The organism is Conyzicola lurida (assembly GCF_014204935.1).
Lineage (GTDB): Bacteria > Actinomycetota > Actinomycetes > Actinomycetales > Microbacteriaceae > Conyzicola > Conyzicola lurida.
In genome coordinates this window covers 1701311-1726608 of sequence record NZ_JACHMJ010000001.1, presented here as the reverse complement: position 1 = coordinate 1726608, position 25298 = coordinate 1701311, and the positions used below count along the sequence as shown (strand labels likewise).

20 protein-coding genes and 1 tRNA gene are annotated in these 25298 nt (G+C 66.3%); 14 read left to right on the top strand and 7 right to left on the bottom strand.

What is annotated here, in order from left to right; genetic code table 11:
* Nucleotides 1-2727 (bottom strand): pyruvate dehydrogenase (acetyl-transferring), homodimeric type, encoded by a 2727-nt coding sequence (aceE, locus tag HD599_RS08305; RefSeq protein WP_184235868.1) that lies wholly within the window; start codon nucleotides 2725-2727, stop codon nucleotides 1-3.
* A 231-nt stretch (nucleotides 2728-2958) separates the two neighbouring features.
* On the opposite strand from aceE, the gene HD599_RS08300 reads away from it, so the two are divergent.
* Together HD599_RS08300 and HD599_RS08295 are read left to right on the top strand one after the other, a co-directional pair.
* Nucleotides 2959-3438 (top strand): peroxiredoxin, encoded by a 480-nt coding sequence (locus HD599_RS08300; protein ID WP_184235865.1) that lies wholly within the window; start codon nucleotides 2959-2961, stop codon nucleotides 3436-3438.
* 36 nt (nucleotides 3439-3474) lie between these two features.
* Nucleotides 3475-4737: a M18 family aminopeptidase gene (locus tag HD599_RS08295; protein ID WP_184235862.1), complete on the top strand. Its 1263-nt coding sequence runs from the start codon at nucleotides 3475-3477 to the stop codon at nucleotides 4735-4737.
* A gap of 25 nt (nucleotides 4738-4762) precedes the next feature.
* Here HD599_RS08295 and HD599_RS08290 read toward each other — a convergent pair whose 3' ends face one another.
* Nucleotides 4763-5458 carry a DUF1345 domain-containing protein gene (locus HD599_RS08290; protein WP_184235859.1) on the bottom strand — a complete coding sequence of 232 codons (696 nt, stop codon included), beginning with the start codon at nucleotides 5456-5458 and terminating at the stop codon, nucleotides 4763-4765.
* 56 nt (nucleotides 5459-5514) lie between these two features.
* Between HD599_RS08290 and HD599_RS08285 the strand changes: the two genes are divergently transcribed.
* Both HD599_RS08285 and HD599_RS08280 read left to right on the top strand, forming a co-directional pair.
* Nucleotides 5515-5587: transfer RNA gene (locus HD599_RS08285), tRNA-Val, on the top strand.
* Nucleotides 5588-6011: 424 nt separating this feature from the next.
* Nucleotides 6012-6656, top strand: a complete 645-nt coding sequence (locus tag HD599_RS08280) for a hypothetical protein (RefSeq protein WP_184235857.1) — start codon at nucleotides 6012-6014, stop codon at nucleotides 6654-6656.
* A 211-nt stretch (nucleotides 6657-6867) separates the two neighbouring features.
* Here the strand turns inward: HD599_RS08280 and HD599_RS08275 are convergent, their stop codons facing one another.
* Both HD599_RS08275 and HD599_RS17800 read right to left on the bottom strand, forming a co-directional pair.
* The gene (locus HD599_RS08275) at nucleotides 6868-7656 is read right to left on the bottom strand and encodes a hypothetical protein (RefSeq protein ID WP_184235854.1); all 789 of its coding nucleotides are present in this window, start codon (nucleotides 7654-7656) and stop codon (nucleotides 6868-6870) included.
* A 291-nt stretch (nucleotides 7657-7947) separates the two neighbouring features.
* On the bottom strand, nucleotides 7948-8139 hold the full coding sequence (locus tag HD599_RS17800; RefSeq protein ID WP_221420461.1) for a GNAT family N-acetyltransferase: 192 nt from the start codon (nucleotides 8137-8139) through the stop codon (nucleotides 7948-7950).
* A 513-nt stretch (nucleotides 8140-8652) separates the two neighbouring features.
* Here HD599_RS17800 and HD599_RS08265 point away from each other — a divergent pair.
* From HD599_RS08265 to HD599_RS08250, 4 genes are all read left to right on the top strand, one after another.
* Nucleotides 8653-9126 carry a helix-turn-helix domain-containing protein gene (locus tag HD599_RS08265; protein WP_184235851.1) on the top strand — a complete coding sequence of 158 codons (474 nt, stop codon included), beginning with the start codon at nucleotides 8653-8655 and terminating at the stop codon, nucleotides 9124-9126.
* Nucleotides 9123-10433: a HipA domain-containing protein gene (locus HD599_RS08260; RefSeq protein WP_184235848.1), complete on the top strand. Its 1311-nt coding sequence runs from the start codon at nucleotides 9123-9125 to the stop codon at nucleotides 10431-10433. The genes HD599_RS08265 and HD599_RS08260 overlap by 4 nt, the downstream gene beginning before the upstream one ends.
* Before the next feature lie 435 nt (nucleotides 10434-10868).
* The gene (locus HD599_RS08255; protein WP_184235846.1) at nucleotides 10869-11264 is read left to right on the top strand and encodes a hypothetical protein; all 396 of its coding nucleotides are present in this window, start codon (nucleotides 10869-10871) and stop codon (nucleotides 11262-11264) included.
* Nucleotides 11265-11296: 32 nt separating this feature from the next.
* Nucleotides 11297-11593, top strand: coding sequence for a hypothetical protein (locus HD599_RS08250; protein ID WP_184235843.1), 297 nt, complete (start codon nucleotides 11297-11299; stop codon nucleotides 11591-11593).
* Between the two features lie 129 nt (nucleotides 11594-11722).
* Here the strand turns inward: HD599_RS08250 and HD599_RS08245 are convergent, their stop codons facing one another.
* Complete coding sequence (locus tag HD599_RS08245; protein ID WP_184235840.1) at nucleotides 11723-12616, bottom strand: AbiTii domain-containing protein; 894 nt, start codon at nucleotides 12614-12616, stop codon at nucleotides 11723-11725.
* 162 nt (nucleotides 12617-12778) lie between these two features.
* Here HD599_RS08245 and HD599_RS08240 point away from each other — a divergent pair, with 162 nt between their 5' ends.
* From HD599_RS08240 to HD599_RS08230, 3 genes are all read left to right on the top strand, one after another.
* Entirely contained in the window at nucleotides 12779-13333 is a 555-nt protein-coding gene (locus HD599_RS08240) for a recombinase family protein (protein WP_184235837.1), read from the top strand.
* Nucleotides 13334-13404: 71 nt separating this feature from the next.
* On the top strand, nucleotides 13405-14655 hold the full coding sequence (locus HD599_RS08235; protein ID WP_184235834.1) for a hypothetical protein: 1251 nt from the start codon (nucleotides 13405-13407) through the stop codon (nucleotides 14653-14655).
* A gap of 395 nt (nucleotides 14656-15050) precedes the next feature.
* A complete protein-coding gene (locus HD599_RS08230) occupies nucleotides 15051-17108 on the top strand; it encodes an acyltransferase family protein (RefSeq protein ID WP_184235831.1) in 2058 nt (685 codons plus the stop codon).
* Between the two features lie 37 nt (nucleotides 17109-17145).
* Here the strand turns inward: HD599_RS08230 and HD599_RS08225 are convergent, their stop codons facing one another.
* Nucleotides 17146-18021 carry a DUF1206 domain-containing protein gene (locus HD599_RS08225; RefSeq protein ID WP_184235827.1) on the bottom strand — a complete coding sequence of 292 codons (876 nt, stop codon included), beginning with the start codon at nucleotides 18019-18021 and terminating at the stop codon, nucleotides 17146-17148.
* 47 nt (nucleotides 18022-18068) lie between these two features.
* A complete protein-coding gene (locus HD599_RS08220; RefSeq protein WP_184235825.1) occupies nucleotides 18069-19979 on the bottom strand; it encodes a clostripain-related cysteine peptidase in 1911 nt (636 codons plus the stop codon).
* A gap of 194 nt (nucleotides 19980-20173) precedes the next feature.
* On the opposite strand from HD599_RS08220, the gene HD599_RS08215 reads away from it, so the two are divergent.
* The 3 genes from HD599_RS08215 to HD599_RS08205 all read left to right on the top strand — a co-directional run bounded on the left by HD599_RS08215 (nucleotide 20174) and on the right by HD599_RS08205 (nucleotide 25282).
* The gene (locus HD599_RS08215; protein ID WP_184235822.1) at nucleotides 20174-23629 is read left to right on the top strand and encodes a cytosine permease; all 3456 of its coding nucleotides are present in this window, start codon (nucleotides 20174-20176) and stop codon (nucleotides 23627-23629) included.
* 28 nt (nucleotides 23630-23657) lie between these two features.
* A complete protein-coding gene (locus HD599_RS08210; protein WP_184235818.1) occupies nucleotides 23658-24479 on the top strand; it encodes a Nif3-like dinuclear metal center hexameric protein in 822 nt (273 codons plus the stop codon).
* A gap of 62 nt (nucleotides 24480-24541) precedes the next feature.
* Nucleotides 24542-25282, top strand: coding sequence for a zinc ribbon domain-containing protein (locus HD599_RS08205; RefSeq protein ID WP_184235815.1), 741 nt, complete (start codon nucleotides 24542-24544; stop codon nucleotides 25280-25282).
* Nucleotides 25283-25298 lie beyond the last annotated feature (16 nt).

Below are 25298 nucleotides of genomic sequence, written 5' to 3'. Positions count from 1 at the left end.
TTAGCTTTCGCCGCCGGCGTTTCCGGTCGTGCCGGCGTTGACGTCGAGCAGACGGTACTTGTCGATCGCTGCCGCGGGAACCGACGAGTCGATCTCCCCACGGCGCACGAGCGACTCGAGCGCGCGGACCACCATGGACGGTCCGTCGATCTTGAAGTACCGACGTGCCGCTGCACGGGTGTCCGAGAAGCCGAAGTCGTCGGCACCCAGGGTCGCGTAGTCGCCGGGGACGAACTGGCGGATCTGGTCGGGCACGGCGTGCATGTAGTCGGTCGTCGCGACGAACGGGCCCTGGGTGCGCGACAGCTTGCGCGTCACGTACGGGATCCAGCGCTCTTCGTTGGGGTAGAGGAAGTTGTGCTCCTCGGCCGCGAGGCCCTCACGACGCAGTTCGGTCCACGAGGTGACCGACCAGACGTCGGCGGAGACGCCCCAGTCGTTCGCCAGCAGTTCCTGGGCCTCGAGAGCCCACGGCACGGCGACACCCGACGCGAGCAGCTGCACCTTGGGCCCGTGCTCCTGACCGGTCTTCAGCAGGTAGAGGCCCTGGAGGGCGCCTTCCTCGTCGAAGTTCTCGGGAACGGCGGGCTGCTGCAGCGGCTCGTTGTAGAGCGTGATGTAGTACATGACGTTCGGGTCGGGGTGCGTCCCGCCGTACATGCGCTCGAGGCCGGCCTTGACGATGGCGCCGATCTCGTATCCGTAGGCCGGGTCGTACGACACGACGGCGGGGTTCGTCGACGCGAGCAGCAGCGAGTGGCCGTCGGCGTGCTGGAGGCCCTCGCCGGTCAGCGTCGTGCGTCCGGCCGTGGCGCCCATGATGAACCCGCGGGTCATCTGGTCGCCGGCCGCCCACATGGCGTCACCCGTGCGCTGGAATCCGAACATGGAGTAGAAGACGTAGACCGGGATCAGCGGCTCGCCCTGCGTCGCGTAGGAGGTGCCGGCCGCGGTGAACGCGGAGAAGGCACCGGCCTCGTTGATGCCGACGTGCACGATCTGGCCCTGCGGGCTCTCCTTGTAGGCGAGCAGCTGCTCGCGGTCCACGGAGGTGTAGTGCTGGCCCTGGGGGTTGTAGATCTTCGCCGTGGGGAAGTACGCGTCCATACCGAAGGTGCGCGCCTCGTCGGGGATGACGGGGACGATGCGGTGACCGAAGTCCTTCGCACGCAGCAGGTCCTTCAGCAGACGGGCGAACGCCATGGTGCTGGCGATCTCCTGCTTGCCGGAGCCCTTCTTCGCGATGTCCCAGGCCGATTCCTCGGGCAGGTTGATCTGCGTGTACTTCGAGCGACGCTCCGGCAGGTATCCGCCGAGCGCGCGGCGGCGCTCGTGCATGTACTGGATGGCCTCGTCGTTCTCACCCGGCGTGTAGTACGGCGGCTGGTACGGGTTCTCTTCGAGTGCGGCATCCGTAATCGGAATGTGCATCTCGTCGCGGAACTGCTTGAGGTTGTCGAGCGTCAGCTTCTTCATCTGGTGGGTCGCGTTGCGGCCCTCGAAGGACGGGCCGAGACCGTAGCCCTTGACCGTCTTGGCGAGGATGACGGTGGGCTGGCCCTTGTGCTCGGTGGCAGCCTTGAACGCGGCATAGACCTTGCGGTAGTCGTGACCGCCGCGCTTGAGGCCCCAGACCTGGTCGTCGGTGAGGTGTTCCACCATCTTGAGCGTGCGCGGGTCGCGTCCGAAGAAGTTCTCCCGCACGTACGCGCCGTTCTCGGCCTTGTACGTCTGGTAGTCGCCGTCGGGCGTGCGGTTCATCAGGTCGCGCAGGGCGCCCTCGTGGTCGTTCTTGAGCAGGTCGTCCCACTCGCGGCCCCAGACCACCTTGATGACGTTCCAGCCGGCGCCGCGGAAGAAGCTCTCGAGCTCCTGGATGATCTTGCCGTTGCCGCGCACCGGGCCGTCGAGGCGCTGCAGGTTGCAGTTGATCACGAAGTTCAGGTTGTCGAGGCCGTCGTTGGCCGCCCACTGCAGGGCGCCGCGGCTCTCGACCTCGTCCATCTCGCCGTCGCCGAGGAACGCCCAGACCTGCTGGTCGGAGGCGTCCTTGATGCCGCGGTTGGTGAGGTAGCGGTTGGCCTGCGCCTGGTAGATCGCGTTGATCGGACCGAGACCCATCGACACCGTCGGGAACTGCCAGAAGTCCGGCATCAGACGGGGGTGCGGGTAGCTGGAAAGGCCGCCGCTGACGTGCGACTTCTCCTGGCGGAAACCGTCGAGCTGGTCGGTCGTCAGACGTCCCTCGAGGAAGGCGCGGGCGTACATGCCGGGTGAGGCGTGGCCCTGGTAGAAGACCTGGTCGGCTCCGCCGGGCGCGTCGTGACCGCGGAAGAAGTGGTTGTGGCCGACCTCGTAGAGGGCGGCGGACGACGCGTAGGTCGAGATGTGGCCGCCGACACCGATGCCGGGGCGCTGCGCACGGTGCACGGTGATGGCCGCGTTCCAGCGGATCCACGCGCGGTAGCGGCGTTCGATGTCCTCGTTGCCGGGGAACTCGGGCTCGTTCTCGGGAGCGATCGTGTTGAGGTAGTCAGTCGTCGGCACCATCGGAACGCCGAGGTGGAGCTCCTTCGAGCGCTTGAGGAGGCTGAGCATAACTTCGCGTCCGCGCTCGTGTCCGAGTGCCGCCACGAGGGCGTCGAGGGATTCCTGCCACTCGGCGGTCTCCTCAGGGTCTGAATCGATGTTGTGCACCGAGTATGGATCCTGGTCGTTAACCGTCACCGTTGACCTCTTCCTTTGTGAGTGATCGTGCCCAGCCGCCGCAGGGTAAGGGTTTGCACCTGCGGGTAAGTAACGGCTACGCCAGAACATTCTATGCACCGCTCGACGTGACAACCTGCGCGTGCGTTTTCCGCCCTCAATGCGTGTTTCTGCACGATTCGCTATCGCGAGCGTAAGATAGCGCTTCGTGTTTGCTCGACGGTTTATGCCGGGCACGAAAGGACGCAAATCATGGCTCTGGAGAACGACACCCAGGCACCCGACTTCGAACTTGCCAACCAGTTCGGCGAGCACGTGCGACTCGGCGAATTCAAGGGCAAGAAGCCCGTCGCCCTCGTATTCTTCCCCCTCGCTTTCTCGTCGACCTGCACGAGCGAACTCTGCGGACTGAGCGAGAACCTCTCGATGTTCAAGAGCAACGGCGTGGAGCTCATCGGCATCTCCGCCGACTCGAAGGCGACGCTGCGCGCGTTCGCCGAGGCAGAGGGCTACGACTTCACGCTGCTCGCCGACTTCTGGCCGCACGGCGCCGTCGCCAAGGAGTACGGCGTGTTCCTCGAGGAGAAGGGCTACGCCAACCGCGCCACCTTCCTCATCGACATCAACGGCATCATCCGCGCGAGCTTCATCACCGCGCCGGGCGAGGCGCGGTCGATCGAGGAATACCGCGCAGCTCTAGAGGAGATCGTCCCCGTCCCGGTGACCGCCTAGCCTCTCGCACCCGGCACCTGCTGGTTGAATGGTCGTATGACCGCACACCTCGGCGACCTCGCCGACTTCATCGCCGCCTCCCCGTCCTCGTTCCACGCCGCCCACGAGTCCGCACGCCGGCTCGAGGCCGCGGGCTTCGACCGTCTCGACGAGACTGCCGAGTGGCCGACGGGCCCCGGGCGCCGGTTCGTCGTCCGTGACGGCGCGGTCATCGCCTGGGTCGAGCCCGAGGCGGCGGTTCCCCAGATCCCGTTCCGCATCGTCGGCACCCACACCGATTCGCCCGGCTTCAAGCTGAAGCCGAAGTCGACCACCGCGTCGAACGGATTCCTGCAGGCCGGCGTCGAGGTCTACGGCGGACCGCTCTTCAACTCCTGGCTCGACCGCGAGCTCGAGCTCGCCGGCCGCCTGGTCACTCTCGACGGCACCGAGGTGCTCGTGCGCACCGGCCCGTTCCTGCGCATCCCGCAGCTCGCCATCCACCTCGACCGCGGCGTCAACGACGGCCTCCGCCTCGACCCGCAGCAGCACCTCAATCCCGTCTTCGGCCTCGGCGACCTCTCCGGCGCCGACCTGCTCGGCCATCTGGCCGGCCTCGCCGGCGTCGAAGCGGCGGATGTCGCGGGCTACGACATCGTCGTGGCCGACACGGCCGCGCCCGCCGTCTTCGGTCTCGACGACGCCTTCTTCGCGGCCGGCCGCATGGACAACCTCGTCTCGGTGCACGCGGGACTCGCGGCGATCACGGCCGCGCCGCTCGACGCGTCGCACGTCTCCGTCTTCGCGGGCTTCGACCACGAAGAGGTCGGTTCCGCGACCCGCTCGGGTGCGGCCGGTCCGTTCCTCGCGGACGTGCTGGCGCGCATCGCCGACGGCCTCGGCGCGACGGAGTCGGAGCGACTGCGGGGCTTCGCGGCATCCTGGTGCTTCTCGGCCGACGCCGGACACTCGGTACACCCGAACTACGCCGAGCGTCACGACCCGGCCAACCGTCCGGTGATGGGCCGCGGTCCGCTGCTCAAGATCAACGCGCAGCAGCGCTACGCGACCGACGCGGCCGGTGCCGCCGAGTGGGCGCGTGCCTGCGCGCAGGCCGGCGTCGCGTATCAGGAGTTCGTCTCCAACAACACGGTGCCGTGCGGCTCGACGATCGGCCCGGTCACGGCGACCCGCCTCGGCATCCGCACCGTCGACATCGGCGTGCCGCTGCTGTCGATGCATTCCGCGCGCGAACTCTGCGCGGTCGACGACCCGGCGGCTCTGGCCGGCGCGCTCACCGCGTTCCTCGCCCCGGCATAGGGCCCGAGCCCCGGCGTCGGGCGGCTCAGCCGAGCAGTGACACCGCCCGCGCGATCACCAGGGCGAGGATCACGAACCCGGCGAACGACTCGACGAGCATCAGGCCCTTGGCGCGGTGCGAGAGCGGCATCGTGTCGGTGGCGCTGAACGCCATCGAGTTCGACGACGAGAAGTAGAGGTAGTCGACGAAGCTCGGCGTCCAGTCCGACTTCTGCGACGACCGCACGGCGACCTCGGTGATCGCGTCGTGGTCTTCGTCCTGCGGGAACCGGAAGTCGGCCCGGGGAAGATCCGCGCGCTGCGCCTGAGTGCGCACCACGGGACCGCCGCGGTCGAGCTCCCAGTAGATGAGGGCGAACAGGATGACGTTGGTGATCCAGACCTGCAGGGCGGCGAGCAGCAGCGACGGGCCGTCGCTCTTGTCCGCGCCGATGAGTTCGAAGACGAGCTGCACCAGCGCGACCTGGTTCACGAACGCGAGGAACAGAACCTGCGCGACCGACAGGCGGCGGGACCACTTCGTCTGCTTCTGGAACCGCAGCGGGTTCACCGAGATGAGGGGGATGAGCATCAGCGCACCCACCGCGACCGCGCTGTAGCGGAGGATCGGGAGGAAGCTGCTCGGCAGCAGGGCGTACAGGGCGAGTGCGATCAGCAGTGCGACGACTGCCGGCCAGCGGTGTTCGGCACGCGCGGCGCGTTCCTCGGTGTTGGTGCTCATTGGGCTGAGTGTATGTCGTAGGATGGAGGCTCGTTGTTCCGCCACGGCGGATTGACGGGCCTTTAGCTCAGTTGGTAGAGCGCCACGTTTACACCGTGGATGTCATCGGTTCGAGCCCGGTAGGGCCCACAGAGAAAAACCCCCGCTCAGGCGGGGGTTTTCTGCGTTGAAGGCGACGTGCTCAGTTTGTATCTGGCTTGCTGTGTTGGCGAGATGTTGGTGAAACAGAAAAGCCCAGCCGAAGCGGGCAAAATCTGGAACTTGGTGGTGCCGAGAGATCACGACCGATCGGTTTGCTCAGTCACAGCCGGCGCGGCAACCGCAGCGCGGAGTTTGAGATCGAGGTTTCGGTTGTGGGCACCGTGACTGCAGTCAATGTCGATGAGGAGCGCACTCTCGAAGAACTCATAAGATCAGTGCGTCGACGGCTGATCAGCGCCCTTCCGACCCCGGAGCCGTTAAAAACTCGCGACCCACAGCCACCTCTTTTTTCGACATTTTCTATGCCGGCAGCGACATAGCAAGGTTCGCCGGGCAGATCCAGCAATCCTCAATGTTCGTCAGCGAGAAGCCAAAGGCGAGAACGGAAGATGAGTATCGGTATGCGATCACACGTTGGGAAACGTCTTTCAGGCAGGCTTGGCCTGGAGCTGTCGAACTCTTCGTCCGTCACTCGCTACCACCGAATGAGATCTCGATCACCAATAAGACGCAGACCTTCCTGCACGACGTTGAGGTGAGGCTTCATCTCGAGGGCTCGATTACGACACTTGTACCGGAGTACGCGGTCAATGATGAGCCGACCTGGGCGGATTTGAAGCTGCCCGAACCGCCACGAGAATGGGGGCCGGTCAAGATCGATCTCCGTGAGCGGTTTGGCGGTGCGAATTATGCAGCGCTGTTGCCTGGCGAGTATTCGCCATCGCGAGCGTTCCTTGCGTCGAAGACGTCGTGGGCTAACGGAGGCTCCGTCGACGTGACAGTAAGCGCGGGAGATCTTCGGCCGAAGGCGCTCTTCGAGTCAGATGATGGCGGATCCATTCTCATTGTCAGCGAGCAAGCATCGGGCTTAGTACACGGGACTTGGGACGCAACCATCCGTGGTTACAACCAGATATTCAGCGGCGGACTCGACGTCGAGATCACGGAATCTACAGATCTCACGACCCTCATGCGCAGTTTCTTATATTTGAGCTAGCCCCGTCGTCGCCGCAACTGGCGTAGATCTGTTCCTTCCCCGGTGACGCGTTCGCGGGTCACTGCGTCGACCGGGCAGCCAAGAATTGATGCGGCCGTGCAGGCTTACCGATCGACGAGAGCCAATTTTTTCGGCAGGGCACACAGCCGCACGATACGCCCGTTCAGGGATCGGCTTGCGGGCACTTCTAATCCTGCTGAACATCCATAGATCAGGCGGTGGGCTCGTCATTCAGGCGAGGCAGGTAGATATTTAGCCAGATTCCGTCCATCGCTGAGTCGAGGGCTTCAGCGTAATTCTGTAGCTTGCCACAGTCTGAATCTAGTTGCTCAGGTGTCATCAATATGACTTCGCTTGTACCGTCCCGATGAACGCGGCCACGCGTGATACCGACATTCGAGTAGTCCCACCAGTAAGCGTGGATCATGTCGTTTCGGATCTCGCGGATCTTGTTTGCTTGCCCCCAGTCCAAGACTTCGATGACGTCAGCCGCTCTTTCGCCCACCGCCATTGCTGCGGCACGCAACTTCTTCTCGAGGGTCAGCCACTGATCCTCCGCATCTGCAAATGCAGGTTCTAATGTGCCCGACATGTGCAGGATGAGCCGCTTCATGGCAGCCTCGATCCGACCTCCCGCCACTGCCGACGCTCCGATTCGCGTGTAGAGCAGGTTTCGGAAGTCCACATCGGAAGGAGCCCGGCCACCAATTCGAGAGATCCGTGCTTCGCCAAGCTCCCACTTGTTGGCGCTAGGAACAACCAAGGACGCTTCGATGCTCTGACGCCCGTTTCCCGGTGTCTCATTGATCTTCATGGAGTACCAAGAGCTTGCTCCGGGCGGCGCCCAAGTTTTCATGAATTCGGCCACGACGTCCTCGGGCGCGCCCGCACGCGCTTCCTCATTTGTTAGCGCGAAAGTGAGCGAGGGAAGTGTAGACCCATCGGTTGGCGGTCGAAATTTTCCCTTGACCTCAGTTGTCTTCGGTGACTCGTCGTTCATAGCTGCATCCTTCAAGTTCGAGGACAAAGCTATCGGTGCTCTCAACAAAGCCGCCAGTGGAGCGGCGTTTCTCTCGTATCTCCTGTCGGACGTTGGAATCTCGAGGGATCAATGAACGAGCGGTCGCGCCGGCGCAGCGAGCTCACCCAGTTCCGTGACGTCGCATGCGGATCTCGCGGACACTACTTTGCGATCTTCGCAACTCCGTCTAGGACGAATCCATTGTTCCGGTAGAACGCCTGAGCCCGTGGAACGGGGTCACCTACCCGTAGGCCGCGGGCTCAGCGGGATCTAGGCCGAGTTCAGAAGTGCTGTGCCGACATCAGTTCCGTCGTGCTTGGCGAGGACGTAGAGCACGTGAAGATCGCGCGTCCACTCTTCCCCGCTAGCCGGACCGGACATGTCAATCCCAACAAGCGCACCATTGATCTCGGCAACGAAGATGGTGTTCGCCGCCCAGCACGGGTCGGTCAGAGCGGCCATCCAGAACCTCATTCTGTCCCGGGGAAATTGGGTGAGTCGAGCACCTCGTCGGAGACAACCGTACCGCGGTAGGTTTCGCGCCAGGAAGCGGCGTGGACTGCAGCAATGTGCTCGGCACCGTTAGGCATGGCTGAGCGAATGACGAACTCACTAGACACGCTGAGAAGGCTACCGACACGCACGATTCGCGGCACCACTCGACACTAAATTGCCGACAGTCGCCTCGATCTGGAGGTAGCTCAGTCCGAAGATCGGCGCGGTCAAGAGCGCGAATCGGCTCTTCGCCGCGGCGACCGCACGATCCTCGTTCGCAGACATGACCGCCCCTTGCCTCCACGGAGTATCCCCTTCGGCGGCCGGTCCACGCAATCAAGTTCTAGTCCGCCGCGCGTCTACCTTGTAACGAAGGCGTTCCATTTTACTGATGTAACGAAGACGTTCCATTGCTACAATGGGACGCACGCGTTCCATCGCCTACATGGAACAATATCGTCCCCGAGAGGAGCAGATCCGATGAAGACACCGTGGCCCGAGGACATCGGACGTGTCGCACGACAGCGACGAATCGACTTGAACCTCTCCCAGGACGACCTCGCCGAGCGTACCAGCGTCACCCGCCAGTGGCTCTCCCGATTCGAGACCGCGAAATCGGACGTGAGCCTGTCGAAGGTGCTCGCCGTGCTCCGCGAGCTCGACCTCGACCTCGACGTCAGTGCGCCGTCGGCGGTGCCCGAAGGAACTTTGCAAGAGGCCGCGATGAGGTCAGTCGCCGAGATCAACAGAGACCTGCTGGACGACATGTCCGCCAACATCCGACGCGCCATGAGCAGGTCCGGAATGTCCGAGTCGTCGAGGTCGGCGCTGGACTCCCTGACCAGCAACACCTCCTATCAGGAGGCGATGAAGCGGCTCGCGCAACCGATGATCGCTTCGATGTCCGAGATCGCCGCTAAGCGGGCGCAGCGCAGCATTGAGGAGCGGGAATGACCGAACGCATCGACGTGCACCTACTCGGGCAGCACGCTGCCGTCCTCGAGTACCTCGATCGAGAGCGATACCGCCTAGCCTACAACGAAGTATGGCGCGAATCCGACGGCCCCGCGATTTCCCACTCCCTCCCGAAGACCGCGCGCGTGCACACCGGCCGCACCGTCTTCGACTTCCTCGACAACCTGCTACCCGACAGCACCGCCGTCCGCGAGGAGTGGACTAGGCAAGCTGGGCTCTCCGACGCTGACCCTTTCCACTTGCTCGCCGCCCACGGCGCCGACGTCGCCGGCGCGCTCGAGTTCTATCCGGCCGGCACCACACCTCGAGCCGACGGATCTTTTGCCGCGGTGTCCGACGAGGAGATCGCAGTGCGAATCCGCGCGATCCGCGACAACTTGCCTGTCCCGACCGCGGAGGAATCCGGCAACGGGTACTTCTCCCTCGGTGGGGCGCAGGGCAAGTTCGCCCTCGCACTCCGCGACGGCGGCTGGCACGACTCCACAGGCGTCCACCCGTCCACGCACATCTTCAAGCCGAAGGTCACCGGGATGGTCGACGGCGAGATCGTCGAGCACGTGACGATGGCGTCGATGTTCCTCCTGGGCTTCCCCGCAGCGGAAACTGCGATCACGACGTTCGCCGGAGAGCACTCGCTAGTGGTGACGCGGTTCGACCGCGAAGAGCGCATCAGTGGGCCGGTCCGCCGTATCCACCAAGAGGATGTAGCCCAGGCTCTCGGCGTACCTAGGCTCCGCAAGTACGAGAAGGACGGCGGCCCGGACTACCGCAAGATGCTTGCGCTTCTTGACCGGCTTCCGCGGGCGAGCGTCGCCGAGGCGAAGGAGCGGTTCGTGAAGTCGATGTTGTTCTCGTGGCTGGTGCTGAATACCGACGCGCACGCAAAGAATTACTCCCTCGACCTCACCCCGCAGGTGTCCACGCTTTCCCCGATGTACGATGTCTCCTCGTTCCTGCCGTACGCGAAGCCGCGCGGAGATCAGCCTTCCGACCTGCTGGTCGCGTTCGATAAAACGAAGCTGTCGATGAGGGTCTCCGGGTCCTACGAGGCAGGAGCCATGGGGCCGTTCGAGTGGAAAGCGGTGGCGCGCGATGCAGGCCTCGACCCGGAGGCGTTCATCGACTGGGCGCAACTACTCGCCGCGACCGCACCGACCGTGTTCAACGCAGTCGTCGCGAGTCTGCCTGCCGAGCATCAGACGCCGACCGTGCAGCTCCTAGTCGACCGGATGGTCGTGCGTGCGGCGCAAGCTGACGAACAGTTGCACCGCGAAGTGCGGGTCTGAGCCAGTCCGCGGCCAGAATCTGATCCGACGTAAGGCCGGTCGCGCTTGTGTCGCCACGCACAACCCGCCGGCAAGTGCCGTGTGCGCGACGAGGTAGCAGCCGCGGATCATTCGCACTTTCGCCCGGCTCTTCTGGCCTGTCTCCTCGCTGTCCACGGCGTCAATCTCTCAGCGTCGTGCACGAGTCGACCTCGAGCGCCAGAATGGGGATTCCTCCGGAGTTCGTCAGCCGAAGCTAGCGTGAATGCACGCACTCATACGCGCATTCGTACGCGCGTGGGCGCATGAGTGCGTGCGTGCGAGAGTGAGTGCATGCATGTGCGCGCGCACACGCATGCTATCTATCAACCTGATGGGGCCGGTCCGTCCGACGGGCCGGCCTTCTTCACGCCCTCCTATAGGGAGGTACGCCGATGCCGGTGTACCGTCAGCTTCATGGCAGACGACCCGGACCCTCTGAGCCTCGACGCCGTCGCCGGGCCCTGGTATGAACCCGGGACGGTGGCCGAGAAGCTTGGCGTCACCGTCGATGAGGTCGAGCGCCTAGTGCACGAGGGGGACGCCTGGGCGATCACCACCAGCGACGGCTTCATGCTTCTGCCCGTGCGGCAGTTCCGTACGGGCGAGGGCTTCGGTCTACTGCCCGCAGCCGGCGAGGTGATGCGAGCGATGGTCCCGTCTCGAGGTCACGGTCGTGACGATGAGGAAGCGGTCTACTGGCTTTTCTGGTCTAGAGGTCCGTGGGGCGACGGCTCGGCTTTCGACCTCATTGTCGCCGGCCGAATCCCGGAGGTCCTCAAGGTCGTTGAGCGTCTACCGGATCTCGGCTGAGCATCACTCGCAATCGCCGCTAGGCTGCGAGCATGAACCGTCGCCTCGGCCTGCTCGCCGTCACACTCGCAGCCGCCGCTCTTCTCACCGGATGCTCCGCAGGCGGCGGCGCCGAAGAGGCATGCCTTGAGCCGATCGAGGCTCAGCTCGGCGAGGACGTCTTCACCGATGTCAAGGTCACCGAACGGATCCAGACTCCCGGCGGCGCGTTAGACATTCGAGGTACTTTCGCCGGCGGTGAGTTCGGGTGTGGGCTGACTACGCCGAACACGCTCGAGCAGGCCATGGTATTCATGGATGACGGCTCCGCCGTCAGCATCGACTTCTAGCCACTCCTCAGTACCCTCTAGCTCGACCGAGTCGCGCGCCCAGATCGGATGATCTGCCATGCCGACGAAGGTACTCCAGGCCGTGAAAATGTGAACTAGGACGGAACAACCTCAGAGTTCGCGCCGAGCTCAGGCGAGGCCGAGAAATCCCTTGGCTAGCTCGATCAGGGAGCCGGCTACGACGTCGCTGGTGAGCGACGAGCCCAGCGAAATCGAACCCGCGCGCAAGCGTGCAAGGAAGCTCGTAACTTCCGGCCCGTCGGTGCTGCGATCTGCCTCGACCGCTGCTACAAACTCTTTGGCCAAGTCTGCAGTCAAACCTAGAGCTTCTGCCTCCGTCTTCAAGGCGGTGGTGTCACCCGTGTTCACGATGCTGCGTTGACGAACCGTTTCATTGCCGATCGCCACGTTCACGCCGTGCCCGGTGATGTTGTTGGTGATGTGATTCACAGTCCGCGCGAGGGACGGCTCCGACGCCACCGTAGGTCCGTCGGCGGAACCGGCGTCTGGGAACTCAGTCTGAAGCTCCAGCGCAAAGTCCAGCACGCGAGTTTTTACCGTGTCGATTAGTCCAATAATTCGTTGACGCGGGATCACATTGTGCGCGCTGAAAAGTACGTGAAATTCCATGCGGAAGAAGCCGGCCTGCTCGTACTTCTGCACCAGCCAAGCGGGCCACTCGCGCACAGCATCGGTGTCAGCACCGGCGAAGCTCTCGAGCTCCGAAATCGGTTGACGCATGTCCATGCTGAACCAGCCCTCGAAATCGTCACCTACTTTCGGCAGGTCGTGATTTATTTGAGAACGCATCGGTCCGGAGAAGATGCCCAGAACGGAGGTGTCCTGAACTCGGTAATCCGGAAGGGCAGCGTCGGAGGGATAGCCGGATAGCTCGTGCTGGGCCCAGGCCGAAATCTCGGACGCCCCAAGCCGGTGCGACGCCACGCGTACCTTTCGCAACAGATTCGCTGTGGTGCCTGATTCGCCGGTACTCGCCTCAATGATTTCATCCAGCAGTGTCATGGGTTCAAGCTATCGGGCCGCAGCGCCTTTCAGAAACGGTGGGTTCTGCGAGACGGTCACTTTCCGGCGACCCGCCGCGCATGGTGTTCTCAGAAGTCGTTCGCAGAACCGTTTCGTCTCAGAACCGGTCTCACACGTTTATGGAGCAGATCATGGGCAGCATTGGCTACATCCGGGGTTTCGACTTCCGGCGTCGACGGTCAGAACAGTGACCTGCAAGAGGACGCGCTCTGTGCGGCCGGTGTCACGAAGACCTTCTCGGACCTGGGCGTCTCAGGATCCATCGCGAAGCGGCCTGGTCTGGGCGCTCTCCTCGAGTACGTACGCGAAGGCGACACAGTTGTTGTGTGGAAGCTCGATCGCCTCGGGCGTAACACCCGGCACACGCTGGGTCAGCTCGCTGAGTTCGCTGAGCTGGGCGTCGGCTTCCGTAGCCTCACCGAGGGTCTCGACACGACCGGCGCCATGGGCCGCGCGATGATCACGATCATTGCTGCGTTCGCCGAGCTCGAGCGCGACACCATCCGCGAGAGGACCGTCGCTGGCCTTGCCGCAGCGAAGGCGCGCGGGAAGATAGGCGGTCGCCCGAAGGCTCTGACACCGGGCGCGATCGAATGGGCGAGGCAGCTGCACGCCGGCGGCCACTCGGTTGTCGAAATTGCGAGGGAGGTCAGCTGCTCGCGGGCGACCGCCTATCGGGCTCTCTCCGGTGAGTAAGGCGCCGAGCGTGTCCGGGGTCAGAGTTAGCCAGCCGCTCACTTTCAACTAGAGAACGCTAGTGTGAGCGAATGCTCGCAAGTCTTCTCCCTGGTTTTCGCGATCTTCGCGTACCGCTCGCGACCGGGTTTCTCTGGCTCGTTGTCGTGTGGCTTGCAACTTATCCTGTGATCCCAACGCTCGACGAAGCCAGCGGACTTGCCGAAGAGGTGTATCGAATCCTCGGGGCGTTGGGGCCCGCCGCTCTCGTTGCCGTTCTATCCTTTGTCGCCTACATCATCGGTGTCTTGCTCGTCCGACCGGGCACCGCAATCGTTCAGTTCCTTCTGCGTGTCGTCCCCACAAGCGGGCGGCGCTTGTCGATGGCCTCCAGCATTGAATCCCGTCAACTTGCGAGGAAGGTGGCATTGAACATGGTTCGAGCAGGCGTAAGCCTTCCACCCGAGCTTTCTGAGATGCAGCCGTATGTCGAGCGACGCGGTATGCGCGAGGAGAGCGATCTCTCGGAGAACGAGCTAGTTTCGCGCATTGCAGCCACTCTCACAACTCAGATGTATATGGAAATTTCGCTGGTAGCGACGAGACTTCTCGCCGACAGCCGGGATCTCTTCGACCGTTATGACCGTGCCGAGGCTGAAGCGGCTTTCCGGTTTGGCGTGGCACTCCCGCTTGTTGCTATTAGTGCTCTCCTCCCGTGGCGTCTCGACCTCGACGGATGGGGCTTTGCTGTAATTATCGCGGTTGGATTTTTAGTAGCGGGTGCGCTGATACTCGAAGGCACGCGGAAACAGATCGAGAGCAACGATGCGATCTTCCAAGCAGTGTTTTCCGACAAGGCAGACTTCCCCTCGATTGAGGCGGCCCGGACTGACATCGCGCAGGCACTCGCGTTGGAGCAGCAGCGCGCGGAGGAACGGACGGCATTGAAGATGGAAAGCCGAAACTCCGAACAGCGCGCCGAGGAAGAAGCTGGTTTGGTGACGATTGCACTCAAAGGAGGAAGAGGGCAAAACTCGGTGCCGAACTTGGAGATGGTAAGTCTTCACGTCGAGATTACAAATGACAGCGACCGACCCGTAGTGATCGAGAAGTTCGCACTCGATCCACCGTTGAAAGCGATACGTTATCCTCAGTTTCATTTTCGGTTGGCAGCAAACGACGAACACAAGGCGACTCTCGAAGTTGAACCCATCCCTATTGACGCTGGCGAGCTGAGCGGAAACCCCATTTCGGAGTTCACTGCTGAAGTGGTTTACAAGCTGGGCGACCGGAGATGGACCCGGAACTCCGCGGAGAACTCGCGCCCTGTGTTACTGGGGTAGCTCAACCGTCGGCTGGTCTGTTCTTAGCCGGATCCCGGAGTCCAATCGTGTAGGTGAGATGTCGGTGGACGTTCGCAAATGCCCGCTATTGTCTGGAACTTTCCAGAGCCGAGGCGCGAACTATCCTGCGAGCGGCCGCGGATCTTCATGGGTGGCGCCTCCGCATCGTTTCATGACACGCTTGTTTACACCGTGGATGTCATCGGTTCGAGCCCGGTAGGGCCCACACATCGTTCGATCGCGTAGGGGTCGGCGCTTACGCCTCACCCGTCGCCGTGTCACCCGTTCGAGCCCGAGAGTTCACGTATGATCTCGGAGAGGTCCTTCCACGGACCGAACTCCATGCTTCTCAGCTGCACTGCGCGTGTGGAGGCATCCACCCGTAGGAGACGTCATTGTCCGCAGGCCTTAGACCCGGTGTCGAACCGCAGCGGTCAACCCCTCGCCTCGACATCCAGGGTCTCCGCGCTTTCGCCGTCATCGTGGTGCTCGCGTACCACGCGGGACTGCCTATGTCGGGCGGGTTCGTCGGCGTCGACGTCTTCTTCGTCATCTCCGGTTTCGTCATCACCGCGGCGCTCGCCCGCGAGTGGAAGGCGACCGGCACGATCCGTCTGGGGCGGTTCGCGCTCCGCCGCTACTGGCGACTGACCCCGGCACTGGCGGTCATGGTGCTCGTCACCGTACTGCTGTCCGGCCTGTTACAGTCGCCGCTCGGCTCGGAACAGACCACGACGAGCGCGACCGCGATCGGCGCGCTGCTGCTCGCGGCGAACGCCGTGATCGCCGCGACATCCGGGGGCTATTTCGACGGCCCCGCCGAATCGAATCCTCTTCTGCACACCTGGTCGCTGTCGGTCGAGGAGCAGTTCTACCTGCTGTTCCCCGGGCTCATCTTCACCGGCTGGATGCTCGCCCGGAAGCGCTCGCGCACCTGGGTCGGCCCGCTCGTCGTCGTGCTGCTCATCGCGATCCCGTCCTTCCTGCTCGCGATGTACGGCCCGAACATCGCCTCGCTCGCCGACAACTGGCTGTCGGGCTTCTACAGCCCGCTGACCCGTGCGTGGGAGTTCGGCGCCGGAGCGCTTCTCGCCCTCATCGGCCCGCTTGCCCTGTTCGGCAAGCGCTACGTCGCGGAGACCGCCGGAATCCTCGGTGCGGGCATGCTGCTCGCCTCGCTCTTCCTGATCACCGCCGACACCCCGTTCCCCGGCAAGTGGACGCTGCTGCCCGTCGCCGGCACCGTGCTCGTGCTGATCGCCGGCAACAACACCCGCGCGGTCGTGCCCCGGCTGCTCTCGATGCGCGGCCCCGCCCGCATCGGCGACTGGTCGTACTCGCTCTACCTCTGGCACTGGCCGTTCATCGTCTTCGCGCTGACCATCTGGCCCGCCAACGTCTGGGCGTCGGTGATCGCGTGTGTTCTGTCCGTCATCCCGGCCCTCTGTTCGTATCGCTTTATCGAGCAGCCGCTGCGTAAGCTTCCCCGCATCTCGTGGCCGCGGCTGGCCCGCCGTATGGTCGTCGTCACCGCCGTGCCTCTCGTGCTCGCGCTCGGGCTGAGCGCGGGGTCGACGCACGGCTGGGGGAGCAGCAACGTGCAGGTGCTGCAGGCTGCCAACACCGTGACCGGCACCGTGCCCGGCTGCTTCGCCCAGGCACCCGGCGCGATCCGCGACCCGCTCACGTGCGTGCAGAACCCCGCGGGCACGGCCGACCCGGTCTACCTGCTGGGCGACTCCAACGCCGACATGTTCTCGCCCGGTGTGAAGGCCGCGGCCGAGAACGCCGATGCCCCGTTCACCGCTTTCACCTACAGCGCCTGCCCCGTCGTCGGCGACCAGATGTACCAGACCGGCTCGGGAGCGCCGAGCCGCGAGGGCTGCCTGCAGTACCAGACCGCGGCGCTCACCTGGCTCGACAGCGCGACGCCGGGAACCGTGTTCCTCGGCGCCTCCGACTACTACCTGCGCACGCCCGAGATCACCGTGACCGCGGCCGACGGCACCCAGACGAACGACGAGACCGCGAAGATCGCGTGGTACGCCAACGGACTCGGCAACGTCATCGACCGTCTCACCCGCGCCGGCCACGAGGTCGTGATGATCCTGCCGATCCCGAACTACTGGCTCGAGGACTTCCCGACAACGCAGGCCGAGTGGAAGGGCATGGAGACGTGCGCCAACATCTCCCTGCTGCTCGGCTCCTGCAACCCCGCCATGGAGACCTCCCTCAGCTCGAAGGCCGAACGCCAGCAGCCCACCTGGGACGCGATGACCGCCACGACCGAGGAGCACGGCGCGACCGTGCTCGACTTCACCGACTCCGTCTGCTCGAACGGCGACTGCGCGCTGATGCAGGACGGTCTCGCGGTGTTCCGCGACGCCAACCACATCACCCCGCAGGCCTCGCTGTCGCTCGCGGACCAGTTCGAGGCGCAGTTCAGGCAGTAGGGCATTCAGCCACGGGGCCGGATGCCGCGGCCGACGCTCAGCGCCGCATAAACCGGGCGCGCGCGAACAGGTACAGCCCGTAGGCGATCAGCCCCACGGCGATGACCACGAACACGACGATGCCCGAGGGCAGCGTCGCGAGATAGCGCAGTGCGTGGTCGAGCCCGCCGACCTGGCCGGGGTTGTCGCTGAGTGCGGCGTAGAGCACGAGCAGGCCGATTGTCGTGAAGCCGAGTCCGCGGGCGACGTGGCCGGCGATGCCGACGGTCTGCACGATGCGCCGGCGCGCGCCGAGGAGGGGCCGCACCTCCTCGAGGAAGGTGCGCCGGATGCCGCGGACGATCGACGAGACGCCGACCGCGATCACGATGCCCCCGATGGCGAACAGCGTGATCGCGCCGCCGATGCTCTCGAGCAGGAACTCGCTGGCCCGCGAGGTGGCGCGGGCGGTGTCGGTGCGGCCGCCCGATGCGAAGACCACGACGCCCGCGCCGACGACGAGGAATCCGAACGCCTTCGAGAGGTCGCGCAACCAGCGGAAGATGTTCTTCGTGCGGCTGGGGGAGGCGAGTGCGGCCGCCTCGGTGCACTGCCAGACCGCGAGTCCCGCGAGACCGACGGCGGCGACCCACAGCGCCGCGCGGCCGACCGGCGTCTCCGCGATCGCCGCGAGGGCGCCCGAGCGGTTGGCCTCGGTGCCGGCGCCGGCCGCTACCGCGATCGCGACGCTGCCGATGATGAGATTGACGATGCCGTTGAAGACGAGACCTGCCTGCGCGAGGATCCGCCAGGTGCGGTGCTTGCGGGCGCCGAGCGCCGTGTTGACCACCGAACGCCCCGACCGCACGAGCCAGTTCGCCGGTTCGCCATGCGCCGTCCCCTCCGCGGGGAGGGGGTGGGCGTTGTCGGACACAGTAGTGAAACCTATCCGACATCGGTGCAGGATGCCGCGGCCGGTGCCTACGGGACGGTGACGGTGGCGCTCACCATGTCGCTGTTGCCGCCGAAGTCCGTCACCCAGAGCTCGATGTACACCGCGGTGCCCGGTTCGAGGTCGGGGAGGTCGTATTCGAGCGAGGGCAGGTCGGCGTAGAGGCCGGTGTCGCTCGTCGAGATCCATTCCTCCGCGCCATCCGGGGTCACATTCAGGACCTGCGGCACGATGATGCCCTCGGTGTCGGCGGTCAGCTCGCCGTAGTTGCCGCTGGTCTCGTCGTAGGAGTAGTAGGTCTCGCTCGTGATGTCGCCCGTCTCGCCGTCGAGCACGATGGAGAGCGGGGCGTCCTGGTAGGTCTCGCCCTCGACGTCGTCGGCAGCGTAGTACGCCATCGGCACGTCGAAGGTGACGAAGCTACCGTCCTCCGCGGTCGTGAGCTGGAGGTAGGCGGTCGCGGTGTCCTCGCCGTCGCTGATGGTGAGGGTCGTGAGGTCGTAGACGCCCACGGCGAGGCCGGAGCCGTCGTCGCTGATCTCGGCCGGCTCCTCGCCGACGTAGGTCACCGACCCGTCGTCCTCGACGATGCCGTACCGGATGTGGCTCGACGCGAGGTTGTCCTGCGTGGCGCTGTCGAAGGTGCCGGTGATGGTGAGCCCCTCCTCGTCGAAGGACACCTCGGCATCGCCGGTGGCGAACTGCGCCTGGGCCTCGACGGGGATCGCGGCGCCCTCGCCGTAGTAGTTGGAGAGGAAGTCGGTCCAGCCGCCGGCGACCTCGAGCTCGCGGTACGACTCGTCGAAGTACTGCGACTGCGGCGGGAAGTAGATGGAGAGACCGGTCGCACCACGGGTGGCCTGGCCGTCGACTTTGTCGACCACCGCGTCGTTGACGGCGCGCACGAGGTCGTCGGTGGCATCGGAGACGTCGAGGGCGTCCACCCCGATCTCGCCGGCGAGCATGGCGAGGTCGGTCATAGAGGAGTCCTGCTCGGGGTCGGGGCTCTTGCCGAAGCCGAGCGTCGAGGCGAGCGTGCGGCCGACGACGGGGGAGACGCTCGCGGCACGGTCCACCAGTTGCGACGTCAGGGTGGCCAGCGCGTCGTCCACCGCGGTCATCCGGGTGAGGTCGACGAGCGACAGGGTGATCTCGGACTGGGTGTCCTCCGCCTGAGCCTGGGCTTCGAATCCGGCGATCAGGCTGGAGCCGAGTTCGTCGACGTCGGCGCCCTCGGCGGCGGGCTGCAGCGACGCGTAGTCCCAGCCGTGGCCGGGCTCGAGCTCCTGGGAGGCGAGCATGCGGTCGGCGAGGGGAGCGAGGGCGCTGGCGACCTCGTAGGTGGCCATCAGGCAGGCGTCGAAGCCGAGCAGGTCGAGCTTCGGGATGTCGGCTCCCGCGAGCCCGGTCGCGATACCCTCGCCGATCTCGGCGAGGCTGAGCGAGTCCTCGTCGGAGGATTCGTCGGCGCCGACGCCGGGCCACGACGCGCCGTGGTCGGAGATGATCAGCGCGTAGTTGTCGGCGGGGTAGTCCGTGAAGCCACGGGTGATGAAGTCGGCGAGCACCTGCGGGTCGCCCGTGTTGATGTCGCCGAGGTCGTCGAGTTCCTCCGCGCCACCGTCGGTGAGCTCGAGCAGCTTGCCGCCGACCCAGTCGTCGAGGCCGAGTACCGATTCGTCGGTGTAGCCGTCGGCGCGGTCGACGAGGGAGATCAGCGAGAAGCCGTCCTGCCCCCCGACCTCGCCCATTTCGGCGACGTCGGTCATCATGAACGGTTCGAGGTCGGTGTCGGCGATCTCGTAGGTGAGCACCGTCCAGGTGCCCCCGTCGCCCGCGGTCCCGGTGTCCGACGTGCAGGCGGCGAGGCCGGCGACCAGAGCGATCGCGCCGACCGATGCGACGGCGGCGGAGAGGGGGCTGCGGCTGCGTTGGGGCACGGGTGATCCTCGGGGCTGAGACGGGAAGCGGAGGGCTCAGGCCGATGGGTATCAGAATTAGCCACGCCGATCCTATGCCCGCGGCGATGCGGCGCGATCACCCCAGTGCGGGGGAGCACTCGGGCACCGCCGGATCTATCCTGATTACGGCTCGGCTAACGCAATTCGAGCCCCCGGCGACTTAGGATTTGCGCATGAGCACCACGGATGACGCGCGCGACCGAGACCCGCTCGGCGATCCGCCCGCGGAATCCGACGAGGAAATCTTCGCTCCGCCGCGACTCCGCCGGTCGACCTACACGCCGCCGCCGCAGTACCGCGACCTGATCGTGGAGCCGGAGCCGGAGCCCGTCGACGACGACGAACCTGCCGCGTTCGCCGACCCGTTCACCGTCCCCGTCGAGCCGCCGATCGAGCAGCCCGTTGCGCCTCCGGTCGAGACCGGCGACCTGCCGTCGGACTGGGCACCGCCCACCTCCGACACCGGTTCCTGGCAGCAGGCGCCACCCCCATCCTTCTGGGCTCCGCCCGCAGCGCCCGCCGAGAACATCTTCGCGATGCCCGCGGCCGAGCCCGCACCCGAGGTGCCGGCGGAACCGAGCACCTCGGGCGACGCCGAAGCCGACGAATCGCCCGAAGCGGCGACTCACGCGCCGTGGTCGCTCGACGACGTCCCCGTGGTCGACGAGGCGGTCGCGAACCCGTTCTCCGCGGTCCCCGACGAGACTCCCGCCGCAGAGACGACGACCGACGCGCGGTACCGCCCGTGGACACCGCCGACCGACGACTCGTGGCGCGCCGCCACGTGGGAGGACCTGTTCCCGGCGACGCCGCGGCCCGACGCGGACACCGACGAGGCAGCACCCGTCGACTCCGTCGTTCCGGACGCCGCACCCGCGACCCGAGCCCCCGACCCCACCGTCGATGACGCGCCTGGCGACGAGACCGCGGCCGAGCCTGCGGCCGAGTCCGAGTCCGAGTCCGAGGCCGAGCCTGAGTCCGAGTCCGAGTCCGAGTCCGTGTCCGTGTCCGTGTCCGAGGTCGAGGCCGAGGCCGAGGCTGCGCCTGAGCCCGACGCCGCCACCATGAGCGACGACGAGGCCGCGGCGGCCCTCGCCATGCAGGCGCCGCCCGCCGGGCAACCGTGGATCCCGCAGCGCCGCTCGCTGCCCGACGACGTCCTGTTCGAGACGCTCGACGCCGCCGACCAGCAGCCCGGCGGCACACTCAGCGCGATAGACGCGCTCGAGAACGAGATGCGCCTCCGCGAGGAAGAGCTGCAGGAGTACCGCGACTGGGAAGACTCGATGCTCGCCGTCGGCACGCCCGAAGCCCTCGCGGTCATCGAACAGGTGCGCCCGGAGTTCAGCGCGATCGTGATCCCCGCCGAGCTCGAGCCGACGCCGACGCAGCAGATTGCGATCGTGGATGCCGCGGCCCTCGCCGCGGCGGAAGCCGAGGCCGCCCGGGCCGCCGACACCGTCGCCGACGCGGAAGCTGTCGCCTCGAGCGACGACACCGACCAGGACTCCGACGAGACCGGCCCCGGGTTCCCGCACCCCGAGGATGTCCCGGCGACACCCGTGACCCCGTGGGAGCCGAGCCCCCTCGAGGTGCCGGCGCCCGCCGTGCCCGAGCTGCCCGAATCGCCGGTCACCCCTGAGCTGCCGGAGACTCCGCCGACGCCGGAGATCCCCGACCTTCCCGAGGCACCGCTGCAGGCACCCGACGCTCCGACCACCCCCGATGTCCCGGCTGCGCCCGAGCCGACGACAGCCCCCGCGCCGTTCGAGCCCGCGCCGTCCCAACCGACCCCCTCCGAGCCCGTCGATATCGTCCGTGAAATACCCCTGTCGTCGTTCGCACCGCCCGCTCTGGTCGAACCCGTCGTCGTCGATCCCACGCCGACCGCCGGTACTCCCGTGCTGCTCGAGAACCTGTTCCAGCTCGACGACACGGCGCATGAGAAGCCCGCCGAGGCGGATGCGACAACCGAGGGGCCCGTCGAGCCGGCAGCCCCGGCGTCGGCTGCGTTCGGTTTTCCGCCGGCGACGCCGGCCGCGTCATCCACCCCCGACCCGCACTTCGACAGCCTGCTCAGCGGTCCCGCCGACGAGGCGATCCTCGCCGAAGCCACGGCGACCCCGTCGGCGCCCACGGCGGCCCCGCTCGACACCGCGCGCCAGGACACCGCTCCCGTTCTCCCGGCCGAGCCCGTGCGCCTGCCGCTCTTCAGCCTCGAACAGTCCGGCCTCGCACCGACCCCGGTCGAGTACCGGGTCGGTCGTGCCGCGCGGCTGTTCTGGCTGTGGTTCGCGGCCAACTCGTCGATCGTCGGCATCGCGTTCGGCGCCGTGATCTTCTCGCTCGGCATGAGCCTGCGGCAGTCGATCGTCGCCGCTCTCGCCGGTGTCGCGATCTCCTTCATCCCGCTCGGCCTCGGCACCCTCGCCGGCAAGCGCAGCGGCCAGCCCACGGTCGTCGTCTCGCGCGCCGCGTTCGGCGTCGCCGGCAACATCGTGCCGGCCGCCCTGGCCGTCGTCTCCCGCGTGTTCTGGGGAGCCGTGCTGCTCTGGCTGTTCGCCACCTCGATCGCCGCCACCGTCGGCCCCACGGGTTCGACCAGCGGCCTTGCCATCGTCTTCATCGCGATCGGTGTGATGGTCGCCGGCCTCGTCGCGTTCCTCGGCTACACGCTGCTCGCGCGGGTGCAGCTGGTGGTCAGCATCGTCTCCACCCTGCTCATCGTCGGTTTCGTCGCCCTCACCGCCTCCCGGGTCGACGTACAGACGGCGCTCACCGTCGACGACGGACCGTGGATTCTCGTGCTCACCGGCACCGTGCTCGTGTTCAGCTTCGTCGGCCTGGTCTGGGCCAACAGCAGCTCCGACCTCGCCCGGTACCAGCGTCCGGGCGGCTCGGGCGGCGGCAACATGCTCTGGGCGACCTTCGGGGCCACGCTGCCGACGTTCCTTCTGATCGCCTACGGCGCCCTGCTCGCCGCCTCCGACCCCGCCCTCGCGACCGCCCTGGTCTCCTCGCCGATCGACGCGCTCACCGAGCTGCTTCCGACCTGGTATTCGATCCCGCTCATGGTCGCCGTCGCGCTCAGTCTGTTCTCGGCGGTCATCATCACCGTCTACTCCGGCGCCTTCGCGCTGCAGGGCGTCGGACTGCGGCTCGAGCGCCAGTGGGCCGTGCTCTTCGCGGGCGCTCTCATCGCGCTCGGCGCTGCCGTCTTCACGGTGCTCGACGTCGACTTCGCCGACCTGTTCCGCGACCTCGCCACCACGCTCGCGGTGCCCGTCGCGGCCTGGGCCGGGATCTTCGCGGCCGACACGATCATCCGCAACCGCCCGTTCCACACCGAGTCCCTGCTCGCGCCCGGCGGCGTCTACCCGCGGGTCAACTGGATCAACCTTCCCGCGCTGGTCGTCATCACCGTGATCGGTTGGGGACTCACCACGGCGACGGCCGCCGGCCTCGGCTGGCAGGGCTACGGGTTCGCCCTCGCCGGTGTGCCGCTCGCGGGCGATCTGGCCTCGAGCGACCTCGGTGTCGTCGTGGCGCTGCTCCTCGGCATCCTCACGCCGCTGGTCTCCGGTATCCCGGCGATCCGCCGGCAAGAAGCTGCCGCCCGGAAGATCTGACCCCGCCGCTCCAACGTAGAATCGACGCATGTCCCACACCCTCGCCGAGGTCGCCGCGTCCGTCGAGCGCCTGTGGCCGATCTCCGGCTCCGAGTCGTGGGACGCCCCCGGCCTGCTCTCCGGTGACCCCGCCGCCGACGTGACGACGATCCACCTCGCCGTCGACGCCGTCGCGGACTCCGTCGACGAGGCGATCGAAGCCGGGGCCGACCTGCTCCTCGTGCACCACCCGCTGCTGCTGCGCGGGGTGACGTCGGTGGCCGAAGACCGCTACAAAGGCGCTCTGCTGGCACGCCTCATCCGGGCCGACTGCGCCCTGATCGCCTCGCACACGAACGCCGACGTGGTCGAGAGCGGCACCTCGGCCGTCTTCGCCGACCGGCTCGGGCTGCTCGACGCCCGTCCGATCGTGCCATCCAGCGGCATCCCGACCCGCGGTCTCGGACGCGTGGGCCGACTCGCCCAGCCGGTCACGCTCGGCGCCCTCGCCCGGGCTCTGGGCGAACTCCTGCCGGCTACGGCGAGCGGCATCCGTGTCGCCGGAGAATTCGACCGCGTGGTCGAGAGCGTCGCGCTCTGCGGGGGAGCGGGCGACTCGCTGCTCTCCGACCCCGCCGTGCTCGCCACCGACGTCTACATCACGAGCGATCTGCGCCACCACCCGGCCTCCGAGGCGCTCGAGAACGCCCGCGTGGCCGGCGGCCCCGCCCTGATCGACGTGTCGCACTGGGCGAGCGAGTGGTTGTGGCTCGACACCGCCGCCGCCGAGCTGCGCGGCGCCCTTCCCGGCGTGACCGTGACCGTGAGCGAGATCCGCACCGACCCGTGGGATTTCGTCGTCCTCCAATAGCTCTCCGTTTCGACCGAAACGACCCCGAATTCGCACGACAACAAGAAAGTGGTGAAGACCGCATGGCTCTGAAAGCCAGTCCAGAAGCGCAGGCGATCCTGCTCGACCTCCAGGCCCTCGACACCAAGATCGCCCAGCTCAGCCACCGCGCCAAAGGCCTGCCGCAGCACGCGGCCATCCAGAAGCTCTCGGTCGAGATGGACGCCCTGCGTATCGTCCTTCTCGAGCAGACCGGCGCCCGCGACGACGTGCAGCTCGAACTCAGCCGCATCGAGTCGGATGTCGCCGTCGTGACCGCCCGCATCGCGCGCGACAACGAGCGTGCCCAGGCCTCGACCTCAGCGAAGGACGCCCAGGCGTTCGAGCACGAGCTCGCGAACCTCGCCAAGCGCCAGTACGACCTCGAAGAGATCGAGCTCACCGTGATGGAGAAGCTCGACGACCGCGAGCAGGCCGTCGCCGCTACCAGCGCGACCATCGCCGACCTGCAGGCGCAGATCGACGCGATCGTCGCCGAGCGCGACGCCGAACTCGTCGTACTGCAGGCAGACATCGCGGCCGCGAACGCCGACCGTGCGACGGTGGCCGCCACGGTGCCCGCCGACCTGCTCGCGCTGTACGAGAAGCAGCGCGGCCGCTACGGCGTCGGCGCCTCGCACCTGCGCTTCGGCGTCTCCAGCGCCAGCGGCGTGAAGCTGCTCGAGAACGAGATGCAGGAGATCCGCGCGGCGGCCCCCGACGATGTCATCATGTGCGCGTCGAGCGAGGCCATCCTCGTGCGCACCAAGGAGTCGGGTCTCTAGCCGGTAGACTCGACCC